This is a genomic window from Paraburkholderia fungorum, from assembly GCF_046026025.1.
GTDB lineage: Bacteria > Pseudomonadota > Gammaproteobacteria > Burkholderiales > Burkholderiaceae > Paraburkholderia > Paraburkholderia fungorum_E.
The window spans coordinates 247,698-265,428 of record NZ_JAQQFL010000001.1; the positions used below are offsets into that span (position 1 = coordinate 247,698).

The following is a 17,731-nucleotide window of genomic DNA, read 5'->3' on the forward strand; positions in this document are numbered from 1 at the left end:
GATGCAAAAACACTCTTTGATTGCAGTGGCGGTTGCGCTGTTCGCCGCGGGTTGCACGATGGCGCCGAAGTACCAGCGCCCCGCCGAACCCGTGACGGGCACCTTCCCGACCGGCGGCGTGTACGACACGCAGCCGGGCGCGACCCAGCCAGGCGCCGGGCAAACGGGCACGTCGGTTGCGGCACGTACCGCGAACGGTCAGGCGGCGGCCGATATCGGCTGGCGTGATTTCTTCGTCGATCCGCGCATGCAGCGGTTGATCGAGATCGCGCTGAAGAACAACCGCGATCTGCGTGTGTCGGTGCTGAACATGCAGGCGTCGGCGGCGCAGTACCGCATCGTTCGTGCGGGGCTGTTCCCGACGCTCGACGCCGCAGCGTCGCAAACCAAGCAGCGCACGCCGAAAGATCTGTCGTCCACTGGCCTGACGATCAGCAACTCGTATTCGGTGGGTCTGAACGCTTCCTGGGAAATCGACTTCTTCGGGCGGATTCAAAGCCTGAAGGATCAGGCGTTGGCGCAGTACCTGGCCACCGCTCAGGCACGCAAGGCGGCGGAAATCTCGCTGGTCTCGCAAGTCGCGGATCAGTACCTGACGGTGCTCGAGCTCGACGATCTGCTGACGGTGACGCAGAACACGCTGAAGACGTCGCAGGAGTCGTATCGGATTGCCAAGCTGCAATTCGATAACGGCACGGGTTCGGAACTCGATTTGCGGCAATCGCAAACCGTGGTCGAGCAGGCCAACGCGAACCTGCAGGCGCAGGCACGTCTGCGCGCGCAGGGTGAAAACGCGCTGGTGCTGTTGCTCGGCGAGCCTTTGCCGGCCGATTTGCCGCCGGGTCTGACATTGAACGACCAGAATCTCCTCACGGATATTCCGGCCGGTTTGCCGTCCGATCTGCTGACGCGTCGTCCGGACATCATGGAGGCCGAAGAGAACCTGCTGGCGGCCAACGCGAATATCGGTGCGGCACGTGCGGCATTCTTCCCCAAGGTCTCGCTGACCGGCAGCTTCGGCACGCTGAGCCCGACGCTCGGCGGGTTGTTCAAGCCGGGTTCGGCGGCGTGGAGCTTTGCGCCGTCGATCACGCTGCCGATCTTCGAAGGCGGGCAGAACCTTGCCAACCTCGATCTCGCCACCATCCAGAAGAAAGTCCAGATCGCGACGTATGAAAAGGCGATCCAGACGGCCTTCCGCGAAGTGGCGGACGGACTGGCGGCACGCGGCACGTACGATCAGCAGATCCAGGCGCTGGAGCGCAATACCTTTGCTGAACAGCGTCGACTGGATTTGTCGGACCTGCGTTATAAGAACGGTGTCGACAGCTATCTGTCGGTGTTGACCGCGCAGACCGATTTGTACTCGTCGCAGCAGTCGTTGATTACCGCGCGCATGCAGCGTCTCCAGAATCTGGTCGATTTGTACCAGGCACTCGGCGGCGGCTGGATCCAGCAGGCTGGCGAGCAGCCGCGTCCGGCGGATGCGCCGGTCGACTACGGCGCGGCAAGTGCGCCGGTGGCGGCTTCCGCAGCAACGGCGGGTTAACGTCTTGTAGTCTTGTAGCAGCAGGCGCTTGGGGCAGCTTTCGGTTCTATCGGGAAAGCGGCCTCAAGCAGCCGGAAACAAAAAAACGCCACGGCATGCCGTGGCGTTTTTTTTATTCTGCTCAACCCAACTTACCTGATCGCTACTCAGCCCGGCGCTCGCGCTCAGCGCGATCGCTGCCGCGCGGCACCGGTTTCAGTCAGGTGCTCAGTGCGCATCCGCAGCACGCAGCAGCTCGTCGCCTGCCGGCGGCTCATTCCCGCCGCGTCCATCGAAATCATGCCCGGCCCGGCGAATTTCGCACTGTGCTTTTTTCTCGCTCTTCACACCGTTGAAGATCAGGTTCAGCACCACCGCCGATACCGACGCCAGCAAGATCCCGCTATGCAACAGCGGCGAGAGTGCAGGCGGCAGCTTCGAGAAGAATTGCGGCGACACCACCGGCACCAGACCCATACCGATACTGACCGCGACGATGAACAGGTTGTGGTGGTTCTTCACGAAGTCGACCTTGGCCAGCACCTTGATGCCGTTTGCCGCAACCATGCCGAACATCACGATGCCCGCGCCGCCCAGCACGAAGGCCGGCACCGAAGCGACCACTTGCGCCATCTTCGGAAACAGACCCAGCAGCACCAGAATCACACCGCCCATCGCGCAGACAAAGCGGCTCTTCACGCCGGTCACGCCGATCAGGCCGACGTTCTGCGAGAACGAGGTATGCGGAAACGAGTTGAAGATGCCGCCGATCAGCGTGCCCAGACCGTCGACGCGCAGACCGCGCACGAGCGTCTTCTGATCCACCGGACGATCCACCATGTCGCCGACCGCGAGGAACATGCCGGTCGATTCGATGAAGGTGACGAACATCACGGTAACCATCGTCGCGATCGCGAGCGGATCGAAATGCGGCAGGCCGAAGTGGAACGGCATCACGAAACCGACCCACGGAGCGTGCGTGACGCCGTCCATGTTGACGCGGCCGAGCGCCAGCGCGATCACAAAGCCCGCGATGATGCCGAGCAGCACCGAGATATTCGCCATGAAGCCCTTGGCGAACTTGTTGATCAGCAGAATCAGCATCAGCACGAGCAGCGACAGGCCGAGGTAGACCGGATTGCCGTAATCAGGATTGCCTACGCCGCCGGCCGCCCAGTTGATACCCACTTCCATCAGGGAGAGACCGATCACCGAGATGACCACGCCGATCACCACGGGTGGGAAAAAGCGCAGCAGCTTGCCGACCGCCGGCGCGAGGAGGATGCCGATAACGCCGGCCGCGATCGTCGAGCCGAAGATATCGAGAATGCCGAGCGACGGATTCGTGCCGATCGCGACCATCGGACCGACAGCCGCGAACGTGCAACCCATGATGACCGGCAGACGAATGCCGAAGATCCACAGACCGAGCGTCTGAATCAGCGTAGCGATGCCACAGGAAAACAGATCGGCGCTGATCAGGAACGCGATCTGGTCTTTCGGCAATTTCAACGCGGCGCCAATGATGAGCGGCACCGCAACTGCGCCTGCGTACATCACCAAAACGTGCTGAATGCCGAGCGTCAGCAACTGGCCCGCGGGCAGTCGCTCGTCGCACGGGTGAACCGTGTTCGATTGCATTTTGTCTCTCTCCACCATCTCGTTTTGGGATGACTCCAAGGTATGCGGAACGAAAAAGTGCAACAAGACCACTGGGGCCTATTCCGGCATTCCCGGTGACGATATGCATGAGGCTCGTTTGAAAGCCAAAAGAAATGCCCGCAGCGCACAAATCGGCCGTCAGCCCCTTGCAGTGGCGATGGGCGCTCACGCGCCACGCGCGCCCGCCTCAACGTGATATGTGTGAGAATCAATGAGGTGTATCTCGCTCGACGCATAGTGCTGTTTTGATGCGGCTCGCGACGGGGCGGGGTTAACCCGCGATTCCGGCTTTTCGGCGTGCATTGGGGTGCGCTTCCGAGGCGACCCAATAGTGATGGAAAATACACCGCTCCAGGCACCTTTCGCGTGCTTATCTCCACGCTCAAATTGACGTTCTATTGCTCATGAGTTTTCTTGGCATTGACCTCGGCACCGGCTCGCTCAAAGTTGCAATCGTCGACGAAAGCGGCCGCGAGCAGGCTGCGGCGAGTGTCGCTTATGCACTCGAAACGCCGCATCCCGGATGGGCCGAAATCTCGGTGCAAACCTGGTGGCGCGCGCTTTGTGAAGCGGCCGCGCGTTTGCCTGAGGATTTGCGCCGTGAGGTGCAGGCAATTGGCTTCTCCGGGCAGATGCACGGCGTTGTTCTGATCGACACCAGTGGCGCAGCGGTGCGCCCCGCGATGCTCTGGCCCGACACGCGCGCGTTGAGTTTGCTCGGGCAGTGGCCCGAGCCACAGCCGAATCCGGTTGCGCCCGGCATGGCCGGTCCTTTGCTGCGTTGGATCGTGCAGAACGAACCGCAAACCGCACGCAAGACGCGCTGGGCGCTGCAACCGAAAGACTGGCTGCGCGTCGCGCTGGGTGGCGTGGTCGCAACCGATCCTTCCGACGCCTGCGCAACCGCGCTTGCCGATCCCGCCGGCGTGTGGGACCTGGCGCTGCTCGAGCGGCTCGAATTGCCGCATGAATGGTTTGCGCCGCTTGCGCCTTCCTATGCGGCGGGTGGCATTCTGTCGCCGAAAGCAGCGCAGGAGCTGGGTCTGCGCGCCGGCATCGTGCTCGCGATCGGCGCAGCCGATACACCGTGTGCCGCGCTAGGCAGCGGTCTCGCGAGTGACGGCGACGCCTTGCTCACCACCGGCACCGGCGGACAAATCGTCGTGCTCGCCGAGCATGCACCGCAAGCCGTGAGGGGCTTGCATCGCTATCGAGCCGCGAGCGATCACTGGTACCGGATGGCGGCGATGCAGAACGTCGGTGTCGCACTCGAACGCGTGCGGGGCTGGCTGTCGTATGAATGGGCCGATGCCTATCGAGACGCGTTCGGCGATGCGTCCAGCGCTACTGCCGCCGGTCTCACCTTCCTGCCGTACCTCACCGGCGAGCGCACCCCGTGGCTTAACCCGGCGGCGCGCGGCGGCTGGCTCGGCCTCGCGCTCGATCACACGCGCGGCACGATGATGCGCACGGCGTTCGAAGGCGTCGCGTTCTCGTTGCGCGCGGGGCTCGATGCGATCCGCGCGAGCGGGGCGACGGTGACGGCCTTGAAGCTTGCGGGCGGCGGTTCCGTCGATGCGCGTTGGCGGCAGTTGCTTGCCGACGCGCTGAACGTCGAACTCGATGCCGTGGATTGTCCCAACGCGGCGCCACGCGGCGCGGCGATCCTCGGCGGCCTGGCGAGCGGGCATTGGCACGCGAGGGATCTCGCCGCGCTGGCTCCAGGCGCGACGCGTGTTGCCGAGCCGCAAGGCGATGCAGCGCTCGCTGAACGTTATGCGCGTTTTCTCGATCTGTATGGCCGTGTCGAATCATGGTTCGACGGCCCCTCGCTTCGGTAAGCGGCGCGATGTCAGCTATAGACAATGCCGCGACGTACTTTGCAATACCATTACGGCTTTCGCACGCTAAGGTATAGGACGGCCCGTGATGCCGGGCGAGAGCCGCATGGTCCGTCCGCAGGCGGGCACACGAATTAACTGCGGCAGGCGAACCTGCCCTAGGTGAACCGCGACACCACGACACCGGCACGCCGCGCGATATCTCACCGCGACGCGCCACGCATTCACAGACTCACAGGAGCATTCACGATGAAGACCAAAGCAGCAATCGCATGGAAAGCCGGCGCGCCGTTGACGATCGAGGAAGTGGATCTGGAAGGCCCGCGCGCCGGTGAAGTCCTGATCGAAGTGAAAGCCACCGGGATTTGCCACACCGATTACTACACGCTCTCGGGCGCCGATCCGGAAGGCATCTTCCCGGCGATTCTCGGCCATGAAGGCGCGGGCGTGATCGTCGACGTGGGTCCGGGCGTCGGCACGCTGAAGAAGGGCGATCACGTGATTCCGCTCTACACGCCGGAATGCCGCCAGTGCAAATTCTGCTTGTCGCGCAAGACCAATCTTTGCCAGGCCATTCGTTCGACGCAAGGCAAGGGGTTGATGCCCGACGCCACATCGCGTTTCTCTCTGGACGGCAAGCCGCTGTTTCACTACATGGGCACGTCCACCTTTTCGAACTACATCGTCGTGCCGGAAATCGCGGTGGCGAAGGTGCGTGAAGATGCACCGTTCGACAAGATCTGCTACATCGGTTGCGGTGTGACGACGGGGGTGGGTGCGGTCGTGTATTCAGCGAAGGTCGAAGCGGGGGCGAACGTGGTGGTGTTCGGTCTCGGCGGCATCGGCCTGAACGTGATCCAGGGCGCGAAGATGGTCGGCGCGGACAAGATCATCGGCGTGGATCTCAACCCGCGCCGTATTGAACTGGCGAAGAAGTTCGGTATGACCCACTTCATCAACCCGAACGAAGTCGAGAACGTGGTCGACCACATCGTGCAACTCACCGACGGCGGCGCGGACTACTCGTTCGAATGCATCGGCAACACGAAGGTGATGCGTCAGGCGCTGGAGTGCACGCACAAGGGCTGGGGGCAGTCGTTCATCATCGGCGTGGCGGCGGCGGGTGAGGAGATCAGCACGCAGCCGTTCCAGCTGGTGACGGGCCGCGAGTGGAAGGGTTCGGCATTCGGCGGCGCGCGTGGACGCACCGACGTGCCCAAGATCGTCGACTGGTACATGGAAGGCAAGATCAATATCGACGACCTGATCACGCACCGTTTGCCGCTTGAGCGCATCAACGAAGGCTTCGACCTGATGAAGAAGGGCGAGTCGATCCGCTCGGTCGTGCTGTACTAACGCGGCGCTGAACCAGTACGCAAAGGAACATGTCGATGCTTGAACTCCTGTCGTCGCATGCCTGCCATGGTGGCGAGCAGCGCATCTACCGTCACGACTCGCAGACCGTTGGTCTGCCGATGCGCTTCTCGGTCTATCTGCCGCCCCACGCCTTGCAGGCCAATGCAAATGTGCCCGCGCTGTTCTATCTCGCCGGGCTGACCTGCACCGAAGAAACCTTTCCGGTCAAGGCGGGCGCGCAGCGCTTCGCCGCGCGGCACGGCATCGCGCTGATCGCGCCGGACACCAGCCCGCGCGGTGCGGGCGTGCCGGGCGAAAGCGCGGCGTGGGACTTTGGCGTGGGCGCGGGCTTTTACGTCGACGCGACGCAGCAGCCGTGGGCGCAGCACTACCGGATGTACTCGTATGTGCGCGATGAACTGCGCGAAACGGTGCTCGCGAATCTGCCGGTGGACGGTGCCCGCCTGGGCATCTTCGGGCATTCGATGGGCGGGCACGGCGCGTTGATGCTGGCGCTGCGCAACCCGGAGATCTACCGGTCGGTGTCGGCGTTCGCGCCGATCGCCGCGCCCTCACAGTGCCCGTGGGGCGTGAAGGCGTTCAGCGGGTATCTCGGCGAAGACCGTGAAGGGTGGCGGAAGTACGATTCGAGCGAACTGGTCGCCCGCGCATCGCGCAAGTTCAAGGAAGGGATTCTGGTGGATCAGGGGCTCGCGGATCAGTTCCTCGCCGAGCAACTGAATCCGGATCTGTTCGAAGCGGCCTGCAAGGCCGCGGGACAGCCGCTCACGTTGCGTCGTCATGCCGGCTATGACCATGGCTACTACTTTATCTCGACCTTTATCGAGGATCACATCGTGCATCACGCGAAGGTGCTGCTGGGTTGAAATTCCGTGGGGCACCCACCGCTTCAACGCCGCCGCAATAAACTCCCGCCATACACCACCGCCGACAGCACGGTGATCCAGAAGCTCGTCGGCCAATCTGTATAGAACGCCAGCGTCAGACCCAGCCACGCTTGCACCAGCGCAAACACGGCGGCGAGCACGAGACCGGTTGAAAGCCGCGTCGTCATGTTCTGCGCCGCGGCGGCCGGCCCCACCATCAGCGTGAACACCAGCAGCACGCCGACAATTTGCGTGCACGCCGCCACCGCCAGCGCGGCGATCGAGAGAAACAGCACCGACACCTTGCGCAACGACACGCCCTTGGCCTCGGCCAATTCCGGTTGCAACGAAGCAAACAGCAACGGCCGCATGATCGCCGCGAGCGCCAGCAGACTGACAACACCCAGGCCCGCCAGCACGCCGAGCGTCGACGCATTCACGCCGAGCACATTGCCGAACAGCAGCGCGGTGACCTGGGTCGCGTACGCGGTGAAGAAGTGCAGGAACAGCAAGCCGAAGCCGAGCGACAGCGACAGGATCACCCCAATCGCGACATCGCGCCCGGCGAGCCGCTCGCCGAGCGCGCCCATGCCGACGCCCGCGGCGAGCGTGAAGCCGATCATCCCCCAGATCGGCGAGATGCCGATCAGCACCGCGCCGGTCGCACCGGTGAAGCCGACGTGCGAGAGCGCGTGGCCCGCGAAGGTCTGTCCGCGCATCACGAGAAAATAGCCCACTACGCCTGCCAGCACCGCGACGATCCCCGACGCCGCGAACGCGTTCACCATGAAATCGTATTCAAACATCGTGCGTGTGTCCGTCGCGTGAGTCGTACTGGTGTGAGTGGCCGTGATCGTGAGAATGCCCGTGCGAGTGGCTATGGCCGCCGTTCTCGTCGTGTTCGTGCTCGTGATCGTGTTTTTCGACTTCGACGTCGCCCGACATCACGAAGATGCGCCCGTTCACGCGCATCACGTCGATCGGCGAACCGTAAAGGCGCGACAGCACCGGCCTCGTAATGACTTCATCGACCGTGCCGAGCGCGGCGACGCCGCTGCCGAGATACAGCACGCGATCGAGCGCGTGCAGAAGCGGATTCAGTTCGTGTGCGGAGAACAGCACGGCAATGCCGAGTTCCTGCTGCACACGCCGCACCAGTTCGACCACGCTTTTCTGATGATGCGGATCGAGACTGATCAGCGGTTCGTCGAGGAGGAGCAGCTTGGGGTTGCCGAGCAGGCACTGCGCGAGCAGCAGACGTTGGCGCTCGCCCCCCGACAGCTCCGATAACGGCCGCTCGGCCAACTGGCGGCCGCCCACCAGATCGAGCACCCGCTCGACATCCGCGCGGGTTTTACTGTCCGCATGGGGCAGGCCCCAGCGGTGTCCGTCGGCCGCCATCGCGACGAAATCGCGGCCACGCACGCGGCGCCCGGCCAGCGCGCTGCGCGTTTGCGGCATATAACCGATCGACGCGTTGCCGCGTTCGACCGGCTGTCCCAGCACGCGGATCGCGCCGCTCGCGGCCGGCACGAGACCGAGCACGGCGCGCATCAGCGTGGTTTTGCCCGCGCCGTTCGGCCCGAGCACGCCGATGAATTCGCCCTGATTCACGACGAAGCCGGTGTCGCGCAGAATCGTGCGGCCACCGAGTTCGAGTGTCACGCGCTCGAGTTCGAGCACGGGCGTGGCGGCGCGTCCGCTGGTCGGTGCGCCGGTTGATGCATTAGCTGGCGTGCTGCGGCCAGTCTCGGTCATTGGGGTTTTCCTTTGGGCGGAGTGGCCGCCGCATTCGCCGCGCTCGCGTCGCCCGCAGCCAGTGCCGTGGAAAGCGCGTCAAGCTGCGTCAGCATCCACGTCTGATAGGTCTTGCCGGCCGGTTCGGTTTCGGTGACGCTCATGGTCGGCACCTTCGATTGCTGCGCGAGCTTCAACATGCGTTTGGTCAGGGCCTCGGTTGCCTGGCTGTTATAGATCAGAACGCGCACGCGCTTTTCGCGCAGATCGCGTTCGAACGCGGCGATATCGCCCGCGCTTGCTTCAGTGTCATTCATCGTCGCCAACTGGAAGCGCAAATTGCGCATCGAGAGGCCGATCGCATCCGACATATAGCCGAACACCGGCTCGGTCGCCGTGACCGGCACGCCGGCGTAACGGCCATGCAGATCGGCGACCTTGGCGTCGATGGGTTTCAGCGAATCGAGAAACTTCGCGAGGTTCGCATCGTACGCCGACTTGTGCGCCGGGTCAGCCGCGACGAGCGCCTCGCTCACCGCGCGCGCCACTTTCGGCATGGTCGCCGGGTCGTACCAGAGATGCGGATTATCGCCGCCTTTCTTGCCGACGAGATCCGCGGCAACGATTGTGGTGCGCCTGGCGTTCTTCGAGGCGGCCAGCAATTTCGCCATCCACGGATCGTAATCGGCGCCGTTGTAGACCACAAGGCTCGCATGCTGCAAGGCGCGCGCCGTCTTCGGGCTGGCTTCGAACAGATGCGGGTCCTGATCCGGATTGCTCAGGATGCTCGTGACGTCGACGCGGTCGCCGCCCAGTTGCTGCACGACATCGCCGTAAAAATTTTCCGCCGCCACCACCGGGATTTTCGCATCCGCGGCAAACGCGCCATGGCTGAGCGTGAAAGCGGCAGCAGCCGTCGCGCCCATGGCGACGGTTTTCGACAGCGTCAGCGCACGGCGCGCCCCGTTCAACATCGAGCCGAATTTCTTCATTGTCGTTTCCTGCTGCGTGAGAGTTGAATGAATGACAAACGTAAGGAGCGGCACGCTCCGGTGTTCTTGCAGTCGCTCGTGCACGTATGCCGTCGGGCCGTGGCTGGGAATAACGGCACAGTGCGGCCCGGCGTAGAGCGAGTTCGAAATGATATAACGTATCTCGATTTTTTGGCAGCGGCTTGAACAGAGCGCAGTCGCGCCGGCTTCGAATTCCTGTTTCCGCAGGCGTGTTGATCAAGGCGGGGAGCGCGTGCGCGACGGACACATCAGCGCTGCAAGCGAGTCCTGCCGCGCTGCACCATCGAAATCTGCTCGGGCGCCTTGACATGACCCGGTCCGTATCCGATCATTCGATCACAAACAGAGCAATTGTTCGCGCAACGAGCGTTCGCTCACCGCGCCTCAAGAAGCGAAACGAACCGGAGACAGGCAGTGGCGGCACGATTGCAAGACAAGGTGGCCATTTTGACGGGCGCGGCAAGCGGAATCGGTGAGGCCGTGGCCCGGCGTTATCTGGACGAAGGCGCGCGTTGCGTGCTGGTCGATGTGAAGCCGGCAGACAGCTTTGGCGACGCGCTCGTCGCCGGGTACGGCGACCGTGTATTAACTGTCAGTGCCGACGTGACGCGCCGCGAGGACATCGAACGCATTCTCTCGAGCACGTTGGAGCGCTTCGGCCAGGTCGATATCCTGTTCAACAACGCGGCGCTCTTCGATATGCGCCCGCTCCTCGATGAATCCTGGGACGTGTTCGACCGCCTCTTCTCGGTCAACGTGAAGGGCATGTTCTTCCTGATGCAAACCGTCGCCCGGAAAATGGTCGAGCAGGGCCGCGGCGGCAAGATCATCAATATGTCGTCGCAAGCCGGCCGCCGCGGTGAGGCGCTGGTGTCGCACTACTGCGCAAGCAAAGCCGCCGTACTCAGCTATACGCAATCTGCAGCGCTCGCCCTTGCGCCGCATAAGATCAATGTGAACGGCATCGCGCCGGGCGTCGTCGACACGCCGATGTGGAAAGAGGTCGACGCGCTCTTCGCCCGCTATGAAAACCGGCCGCTCGGCGAAAAGAAGCGCCTGGTCGGTGAGGCGGTGCCGCTCGGCCGTATGGGTGTGCCGGACGATCTGACCGGCGCTGCCCTGTTTCTCGCGTCGGCGGACGCCGACTACATCACCGCGCAGACCCTGAACGTGGACGGTGGGAACTGGATGAGCTGAGCGGACAGCAGTGTGGATGAGCCGAACCGGCTTGACCGATCCGCTTCACCCTTCGTCATTTTCGTAGAACAAACGCAGCACTACATAACGTACGAGAAAGGAGACAACACATGAAACCAGCTACTCAATCCGCGCTGAAGGCGCTCAGTGCCGGCGCTCTGGCGTGCTTTGCGCTGAGCGCGTCGGCGGCGACGGTGACCATTGCCACGTTGAACAATCCGGACATGATCGAGCTGAAAAAGCTCTCGCCCGCTTTCGAGCAGGCCAATCCGGACATCAAGCTCAACTGGGTGATTCTCGAAGAAAATGTGCTGCGCCAACGCGCCACCACCGACATCACGACCGGCAGCGGCCAGTTCGACGTGATGACGATCGGCGCGTACGAAACACCGCAATGGGGCAAGCGCGGCTGGCTTACGCCGCTCACGGGCCTGCCCGCCGATTACGATCTGAACGACGTCGTGAAGACGGCCCGCGACGGTCTCTCGAGCGGCGGCCAGTTGTACGCGTTGCCGTTCTACGTCGAAAGCTCGATGACGTATTACCGCAAGGACCTGTTCGCGGCCAAGGGCCTGAAAATGCCCGATCAGCCGACCTATGAGCAGATTGCACAATTCGCCGACAAGCTCACCGACAAGGCCAACGGCATGTACGGCATCTGCCTGCGCGGCAAGGCCGGCTGGGGCGAAAACATGGCATACGCGACGACGGTGGTGAACACCTTCGGCGGCCGCTGGTTCGACGAAAAGTGGCAAGCGCAACTCACCTCGCCGGAATGGAAGAAGGCCATCACGTTCTACGTCGATCTGTTGAAGAAAGACGGCCCTCCGGGAGCGAGTTCGAACGGTTTCAACGAAAACCTCACGCTGATGTCCTCGGGCAAGTGCGCGATGTGGATCGACGCCACCGTCGCCGCCGGCATGCTCTACAACAAGCAGCAGTCGCAGATCGCCGACAAGGTGGGCTTTGCGGCAGCGCCGATCGCCGTCACGCCGAAGGGCTCGCATTGGCTGTGGGCGTGGGCACTGGCGATTCCGAAGTCGTCGAAGCAGACTGAGGCGGCGAAGAAGTTCATCGCATGGGCCACCTCGAAGCAGTACATCGAACTGGTCGCGAAGGACGAAGGCTGGGCCTCGGTGCCGCCTGGAACGCGTCAATCGACCTACGCGCGTCCTGAATACAAGCAGGCAGCGCCGTTCGGCGAGTTCGTGCTGAAGGCAATCGAAACGGCGGATCCGGATCATCCGACACTCAAGCCGGTGCCGTACACCGGCGTGCAGTTCGTCGGTATCCCTGAGTTCCAGTCGTTCGGCACCGTGGTCGGTCAGAGCATCTCCGGCGCGGTTGCCGGTCAGATGACGATCGATCAGGCGCTGGCAGCCGGGCAGGCAACGGCGAATCGCGCCGTGCAGCAGGCCGGTTATCAGAAGTAAGCTGCAACATCAGTACTGAAGCCAGGTACTGCGACGTAATGTGAAACGCGCCGGCTGACGCCCGTCAGCCGGCCCACGCAGCACAGCGGGTTGTCCTCGTCATTTAATTGCCGCTTATTTGCTGATTATTCGCCATTCACGCGCCGCGACATCGCCTGGCGTCGCGGTGAATGATGCAGCTAAGGCGGTGTCTTCGCCGGGCAGCCCGCGCTTTACCGAACAGGTGGTCAATCATGCGTCCTCTGCGCCTACCTCTCATGCATGCCCATCCCCAGACAGAAAAAGAACGCGAAACCCGCAAAGCCAATTCCGCCCGCTGGCTTGTGTCGCCCTCGGTCGCGGTGCTCGTGCTGTGGATGGCTATTCCATTGGCGATGACGATCTGGTTTTCGTTCTCGCGTTACAACCTGCTGAATCCGGATCTCAAAGGCTTCGCCGGATTCGACAACTACAAGTACCTTGCCACCGATCCATCATTCGGGCCGTCAATCGGGCACACGCTCGAACTGATTATCTCGGTGCTGGTGATCACGGTGGTCGGCGGTGTGTTGATGGCGATCCTGTTCGACCGTAAGTTCTACGGGCAGGGCGTCGCGCGGTTGCTGGCAATCGCGCCGTTCTTCGTGATGCCCACGGTCAGCGCGCTGATCTGGAAGAACATGATCCTGCACCCGGTGTATGGCCTGATCGCCCAGGGCATGCGCGCGCTCGGCATGCAACCGATCGACTGGTTCGCCGACTATCCGCTGACAGCCGTAATCATGATCGTCGCGTGGCAGTGGCTGCCGTTTGCGTTCCTGATTCTGTTCACCGCAATCCAGTCGCTCGATCAGGAGCAGAAGGAAGCGGCGCGCATCGACGGCGCGGGTCCGTTTTCGATGTTCTTCTACATCACGCTGCCTCACCTGAAACGGGCGATCGCGGTGGTGGTGATGATGGAGACGATTTTCCTGCTGTCGATCTTCGCCGAAATCTATACGACCACGGGCGGCGGTCCGGGCACCGCGACCACCAATCTGTCGTACCTGATCTATTCGCTGGGTCTGCAACAGTTCGACGTCGGCCTTGCTTCGGCAGGCGGCATTCTGGCTGTGGTGCTGGCTAACATCGTGTCGTTCTTCCTCGTGCGGATGCTCGCGAAGAACCTGAAAGGGGAGTACGAAAAATGAGCCACGTTACCTCTACACCGGCGTCCACCACGACCGCTGCAGTGTCCGTTCATGTGTCGACCAAATCGCCCTTCGACGCGATTCGCCGCGGCATTCCCGGCGTGATTGCATGGCTGGTCGCGCTGCTGCTGTTCTTCCCGATCTTCTGGATGACGATCACGGCATTCAAGACGGAGCAGCAGGCGTATTCGTCATCGCTGTTTTTCATCCCGACGCTCGATAGCTTCCGCGAGGTGTTCGCGCGCAGTAACTACTTTTCGTTCGCGTGGAATTCGATTCTGATCTCGTTGGGTGTCACGGTGCTGTGCCTGCTGCTTGCCGTGCCGGCCGCGTACGCGATGGCCTTCTTTCCGACGCGCCGCACGCAGAAAGTGCTGCTGTGGATGCTGTCGACCAAGATGATGCCGTCGGTCGGCGTGCTGGTGCCGATCTATCTGCTGTGGAAGAACAGCGGCTTGCTCGATACCGTGTCGGGTCTGGTCATTGTCTACACGCTGATCAACCTGCCGATTGCAGTGTGGATGTCGTTCACGTACTTCGCTGAAATTCCGCGCGACATTCTTGAAGCCGGACGGATCGACGGCGCGGCCACGTGGCAGGAAATCGTCTATCTGCTGATGCCGATGTCGTTGCCGGGGCTCGCCTCCACTGCGCTGTTGCTGGTGATCCTGTCGTGGAACGAAGCGTTCTGGAGCATCAACCTCTCGAGTTCGAACGCCGCGCCGCTGACCGTATTCATCGCGTCGTATTCGAGTCCTGAAGGTTTGTTCTGGGCGAAGCTCTCCGCGGCGTCGCTGCTCGCGGTCGCACCGATCCTGATCGTCGGCTGGCTGTCGCAGAAGCAACTGGTACGCGGTCTTACGTTCGGGGCGGTCAAATGACGGCAAGCACGAATGTAGGTCAGTTTGCCTTGATCTGCGATTGCGACGGCGTGCTGATCGACAGCGAAGCCGTGGCGGCGGCCATGCTGGTTCACGAACTCGAAGCGCGCTGGCCCGATGCCGATGTCGAACCGGTGGTGCTGCCGCTGCTCGGCTTGCGCATCGAAAAGGTACTGCAAGACACGGCGGCGCAACTGGGCAAGAGCCTCGCCGCTGAGGATGTCGACGCGATTCGCCGCGCCGTGGAAGCGGCGGCCATGCAGGCGCCGGCTGTGGTTGGAATCGAGGCCGCGCTGGCGCAGGTGCCGCTCACCAAGGCATGCGCGAGCAACAGTTTCCGGCCATATGTGGAGAACGTGCTGGCGCGCACGGGCCTCGTGAAGTTCTTCGGCAATCGGCTGTTCTGCGCCGATGCGGTGCCGAATCCGAAGCCCGCGCCGGATGTCTATCTTGCTGCAGCGCGTGGTCTCGGCCTCGCGCCGTCCGCCTGCCTTGTAGTGGAAGACAGTGTGACGGGCGTGACGGCGGCGAATGCGGCGGGTATGACGGTGCTGGGTTTCATCGGCGGCGGTCATGCGAGTGACGCGCAGATCGACGCATTACATGCGGCCGGCGCGCGTCACGTTTTCGACGACATGCTGCAGTTGCCGGAACTGGTCGCGCAATGGACGCTGAGCGCGACGGCAGCGGCGCCGTGAGCGCCCGCGTTGGCACCGTATTCGGCACTGTATCTGGCACAGCACCTGGATAAACGAATTAACGCAGCAAGAGCAATACACGGAGACACATCATGGCAAGCGTAACTCTGCGCAACATCAGAAAAGCCTACGACGACAACGAGGTCATGCGTGACATCAACCTCGACATTCTGGACGGCGAATTCGTTGTGTTCGTGGGTCCGAGCGGTTGCGGTAAATCGACGTTGATGCGGATGATCGCCGGCCTCGAGGACATCACCGACGGCGATCTGACCATCGACAACGCACGCGTGAACGACGTGCCGCCCGCCAAGCGCGGCATCGCGATGGTGTTTCAGTCGTACGCGCTGTATCCGCACATGACGCTGTACGACAACATGGCGTTCGGTCTGAAACTGGCCGGCACCAAGAAGCCGGAGATCGATGCCGCCGTGCGCAATGCGGCGAAGATTCTGCACATCGACCATCTGCTAGATCGCAAGCCGAAGCAACTATCGGGCGGTCAGCGCCAGCGTGTTGCAATCGGCCGCGCGATTACGCGTAAGCCGAAAGTGTTTCTGTTCGACGAACCGCTGTCGAATCTCGACGCCGCGTTGCGCGTAAAGATGCGCCTCGAATTCGCGCGTTTGCACGACGAACTGAAGACCACGATGATCTACGTGACGCACGATCAGGTCGAAGCCATGACGCTGGCCGACAAGATCGTCGTGCTGTCGGCGGGCAATGTGGAGCAGGTCGGCAGCCCGACCATGCTGTATCACGCGCCGGCCAATCGTTTCGTCGCCGGTTTTATCGGTTCGCCGAAGATGAATTTCATGGAAGGCGTCGTGCAATCGGTCACGCATGACGGCGTCACGGTGCGCTACGAAACCGGCGAGACGCAGCGTGTCGCTGTCGAGCCGGGCGCGGTGAAGCAGGGCGACAAGGTCACCGTCGGCATTCGTCCGGAGCATCTGCACGTGGGTATGGCCGACGACGGCGTGTCGGCGAAAACCATGGCGGTCGAATCGCTCGGCGACGCGGCGTATCTGTATGCCGAATCGAGCGTGGCGCCGGATGGCCTGATTGCGCGGATTCCGCCGCTCGAACGCCATAGCAAAGGCGAAACGCAACGGCTCGGCGCCACGCCTGAGCATTGCCATCTGTTCGACAGCGAAGGGAAAGCGTTCCAGCGGAAGATCGTCGAAGTGCTGGCTGCTTAAGTTAATGAAATGAGCCAGTGAATGAATGGGAAAGCGGCGGGCGCGCCGCTTTCCTGTGAGCTCGTTCTGGATAAGCCACCATGGCGTGGGTTTTGAGCGACGCCAGCGTTGGGCAACGCGTCGCGACAGGTTCGCGCGCGGGCGGGCCGTCTTGGTGCGCCGCCTTCAGGCTTCGAGCGCCGCCCGCGCGCACAACTCGTCGGTCACCAGTCCCGACAACCAGCCGCCTTTGAGCACCGCGATCAGCGCTTCGCGCTTGCGCTCGCCGCCGGCAAAGCCGATGGTGGGTCGATTCGGCGGAGAATCGAGCGCGATACTGGTGACGCGGCGGCCGGTCGACGATTCGACGTGCGCACCGGCTGCATCGATCGGCAGGCCGAGCATTTCGGCCACCGCACTGTTCTGCATCAACTCCTTCACCTCCGCGGAGGTGATGAAACCGTCTTCGTGCAACGGACATTTCGGCCCGATATTGCCGACCCCGACGAAGGCGACATCCGCCTTGGCCAAGAGCGATTCGACGATCCGGTAAAGCCGGTGATTGCACCACTGCGCACGTTCGGCCTCGCTATCGGCGAGCAAGGGCGCGGGCAGCAGAAAATGCTTGCCACCGGTCTTCTCCGAAATGTGCAGCGCGACGTCGTAGCGGTTCGAGGAGCCGTCCGAGGCGATCGCCCCGACCATTGATACCAACCGATGCTGCGGACGCTCCAGTTGCGCGATCTGATCGACCGCGGCTTTCAGCGTACGGCCGCTGCCCACCGCGACCACCATCGGTTTTTCTTCGACGAGATAGCGTTCCATGACCTGCGCGCCGGCCACCGCCAGCTTGCGGTCGACTTCTTCCGATGTGTCGCTGTCGATCGGTACGACTTCGCACATGCTCAGACCGTAGCGCTTCGAGAGCTGGTCGGCGAGCGCAAGGCAATCAGCCAGTTTGTGATCGACGCGCACGCGAATCAGGTTCTTCTCCACCGCGAAGGCGACCAGCCGCTGCGCGACCGGGCGTGACACCTGGAGTTTCTCGGCGATCTCGTTCTGGGTATTGCCGGCGACGTAGTAAAGCCACGCGGCGCGGGTAGCAAGATCTAATTTTTCTGTGGACTTGGGCACGGTGACGGTTCGCT

The 17,731-nt window shown here is 62.6% G+C and carries 15 protein-coding genes; 10 read left to right on the forward strand and 5 right to left on the reverse strand.

The features are described 5' to 3' along the window. The first annotated feature begins 1 nt into the window (after position 1). Positions 2 to 1,549 (forward strand): efflux transporter outer membrane subunit, encoded by a 1,548-nt coding sequence (locus tag PQR67_RS01130; protein WP_408453275.1) that lies wholly within the window; start codon positions 2 to 4, stop codon positions 1,547 to 1,549. Positions 1,550 to 1,756: 207 nt separating this feature from the next. Here the strand turns inward: PQR67_RS01130 and PQR67_RS01135 are convergent, their stop codons facing one another. Beyond that, positions 1,757 to 3,169, reverse strand: coding sequence for a nucleobase:cation symporter-2 family protein (locus tag PQR67_RS01135; protein ID WP_408453279.1), 1,413 nt, complete (start codon positions 3,167 to 3,169; stop codon positions 1,757 to 1,759). A 425-nt stretch (positions 3,170 to 3,594) separates the two neighbouring features. On the opposite strand from PQR67_RS01135, the gene PQR67_RS01140 reads away from it, so the two are divergent. The 3 genes from PQR67_RS01140 (at position 3,595) to fghA (ending at position 7,274) form a co-directional block, all read left to right on the forward strand. After that, positions 3,595 to 5,031, forward strand: a complete 1,437-nt coding sequence (locus PQR67_RS01140; protein WP_408453282.1) for a xylulokinase — start codon at positions 3,595 to 3,597, stop codon at positions 5,029 to 5,031. Positions 5,032 to 5,280: 249 nt separating this feature from the next. Next, on the forward strand, positions 5,281 to 6,387 hold the full coding sequence (locus tag PQR67_RS01145; RefSeq protein ID WP_408453285.1) for an S-(hydroxymethyl)glutathione dehydrogenase/class III alcohol dehydrogenase: 1,107 nt from the start codon (positions 5,281 to 5,283) through the stop codon (positions 6,385 to 6,387). Positions 6,388 to 6,422: 35 nt separating this feature from the next. After that, positions 6,423 to 7,274 (forward strand): S-formylglutathione hydrolase, encoded by an 852-nt coding sequence (gene fghA / locus PQR67_RS01150; protein WP_408453288.1) that lies wholly within the window; start codon positions 6,423 to 6,425, stop codon positions 7,272 to 7,274. A 23-nt stretch (positions 7,275 to 7,297) separates the two neighbouring features. Here fghA and PQR67_RS01155 read toward each other — a convergent pair whose 3' ends face one another. The 3 genes from PQR67_RS01155 to PQR67_RS01165 are packed head-to-tail and all read right to left on the reverse strand — an operon-like array spanning position 7,298 to position 10,003. After that, on the reverse strand, positions 7,298 to 8,080 hold the full coding sequence (locus tag PQR67_RS01155; RefSeq protein WP_408453291.1) for a metal ABC transporter permease: 783 nt from the start codon (positions 8,078 to 8,080) through the stop codon (positions 7,298 to 7,300). Then, positions 8,073 to 9,032, reverse strand: a complete 960-nt coding sequence (locus PQR67_RS01160; RefSeq protein WP_408453294.1) for an ABC transporter ATP-binding protein — start codon at positions 9,030 to 9,032, stop codon at positions 8,073 to 8,075. The genes PQR67_RS01155 and PQR67_RS01160 overlap by 8 nt, the downstream gene beginning before the upstream one ends. Next, a complete protein-coding gene (locus tag PQR67_RS01165; protein ID WP_408453296.1) occupies positions 9,029 to 10,003 on the reverse strand; it encodes a metal ABC transporter solute-binding protein in 975 nt (324 codons plus the stop codon). The genes PQR67_RS01160 and PQR67_RS01165 overlap by 4 nt, the downstream gene beginning before the upstream one ends. 435 nt (positions 10,004 to 10,438) lie before the next feature. Between PQR67_RS01165 and PQR67_RS01170 the strand changes: the two genes are divergently transcribed. The 6 genes from PQR67_RS01170 (at position 10,439) to PQR67_RS01195 (ending at position 16,604) form a co-directional block, all read left to right on the forward strand. Next, positions 10,439 to 11,221 (forward strand): L-iditol 2-dehydrogenase, encoded by a 783-nt coding sequence (locus PQR67_RS01170; RefSeq protein ID WP_408453299.1) that lies wholly within the window; start codon positions 10,439 to 10,441, stop codon positions 11,219 to 11,221. Positions 11,222 to 11,331: 110 nt separating this feature from the next. Continuing rightward, complete coding sequence (locus PQR67_RS01175) at positions 11,332 to 12,654, forward strand: ABC transporter substrate-binding protein (RefSeq protein WP_408453302.1); 1,323 nt, start codon at positions 11,332 to 11,334, stop codon at positions 12,652 to 12,654. 233 nt (positions 12,655 to 12,887) lie between these two features. Then, positions 12,888 to 13,823 (forward strand): carbohydrate ABC transporter permease, encoded by a 936-nt coding sequence (locus tag PQR67_RS01180; protein ID WP_408453305.1) that lies wholly within the window; start codon positions 12,888 to 12,890, stop codon positions 13,821 to 13,823. Next, positions 13,820 to 14,704, forward strand: a complete 885-nt coding sequence (locus PQR67_RS01185) for a carbohydrate ABC transporter permease (protein ID WP_408453308.1) — start codon at positions 13,820 to 13,822, stop codon at positions 14,702 to 14,704. Before PQR67_RS01180 ends, PQR67_RS01185 begins: the two co-directional genes overlap by 4 nt. Beyond that, positions 14,701 to 15,402 (forward strand): HAD family hydrolase, encoded by a 702-nt coding sequence (locus PQR67_RS01190; protein ID WP_408453311.1) that lies wholly within the window; start codon positions 14,701 to 14,703, stop codon positions 15,400 to 15,402. Before PQR67_RS01185 ends, PQR67_RS01190 begins: the two co-directional genes overlap by 4 nt. Positions 15,403 to 15,494: 92 nt before the next feature. Further along, positions 15,495 to 16,604, forward strand: a complete 1,110-nt coding sequence (locus PQR67_RS01195) for an ABC transporter ATP-binding protein (RefSeq protein WP_120349339.1) — start codon at positions 15,495 to 15,497, stop codon at positions 16,602 to 16,604. Between the two features lie 165 nt (positions 16,605 to 16,769). Here PQR67_RS01195 and PQR67_RS01200 read toward each other — a convergent pair whose 3' ends face one another. Continuing rightward, positions 16,770 to 17,717: a sugar-binding transcriptional regulator gene (locus tag PQR67_RS01200; RefSeq protein WP_408453314.1), complete on the reverse strand. Its 948-nt coding sequence runs from the start codon at positions 17,715 to 17,717 to the stop codon at positions 16,770 to 16,772. Positions 17,718 to 17,731 lie beyond the last annotated feature (14 nt).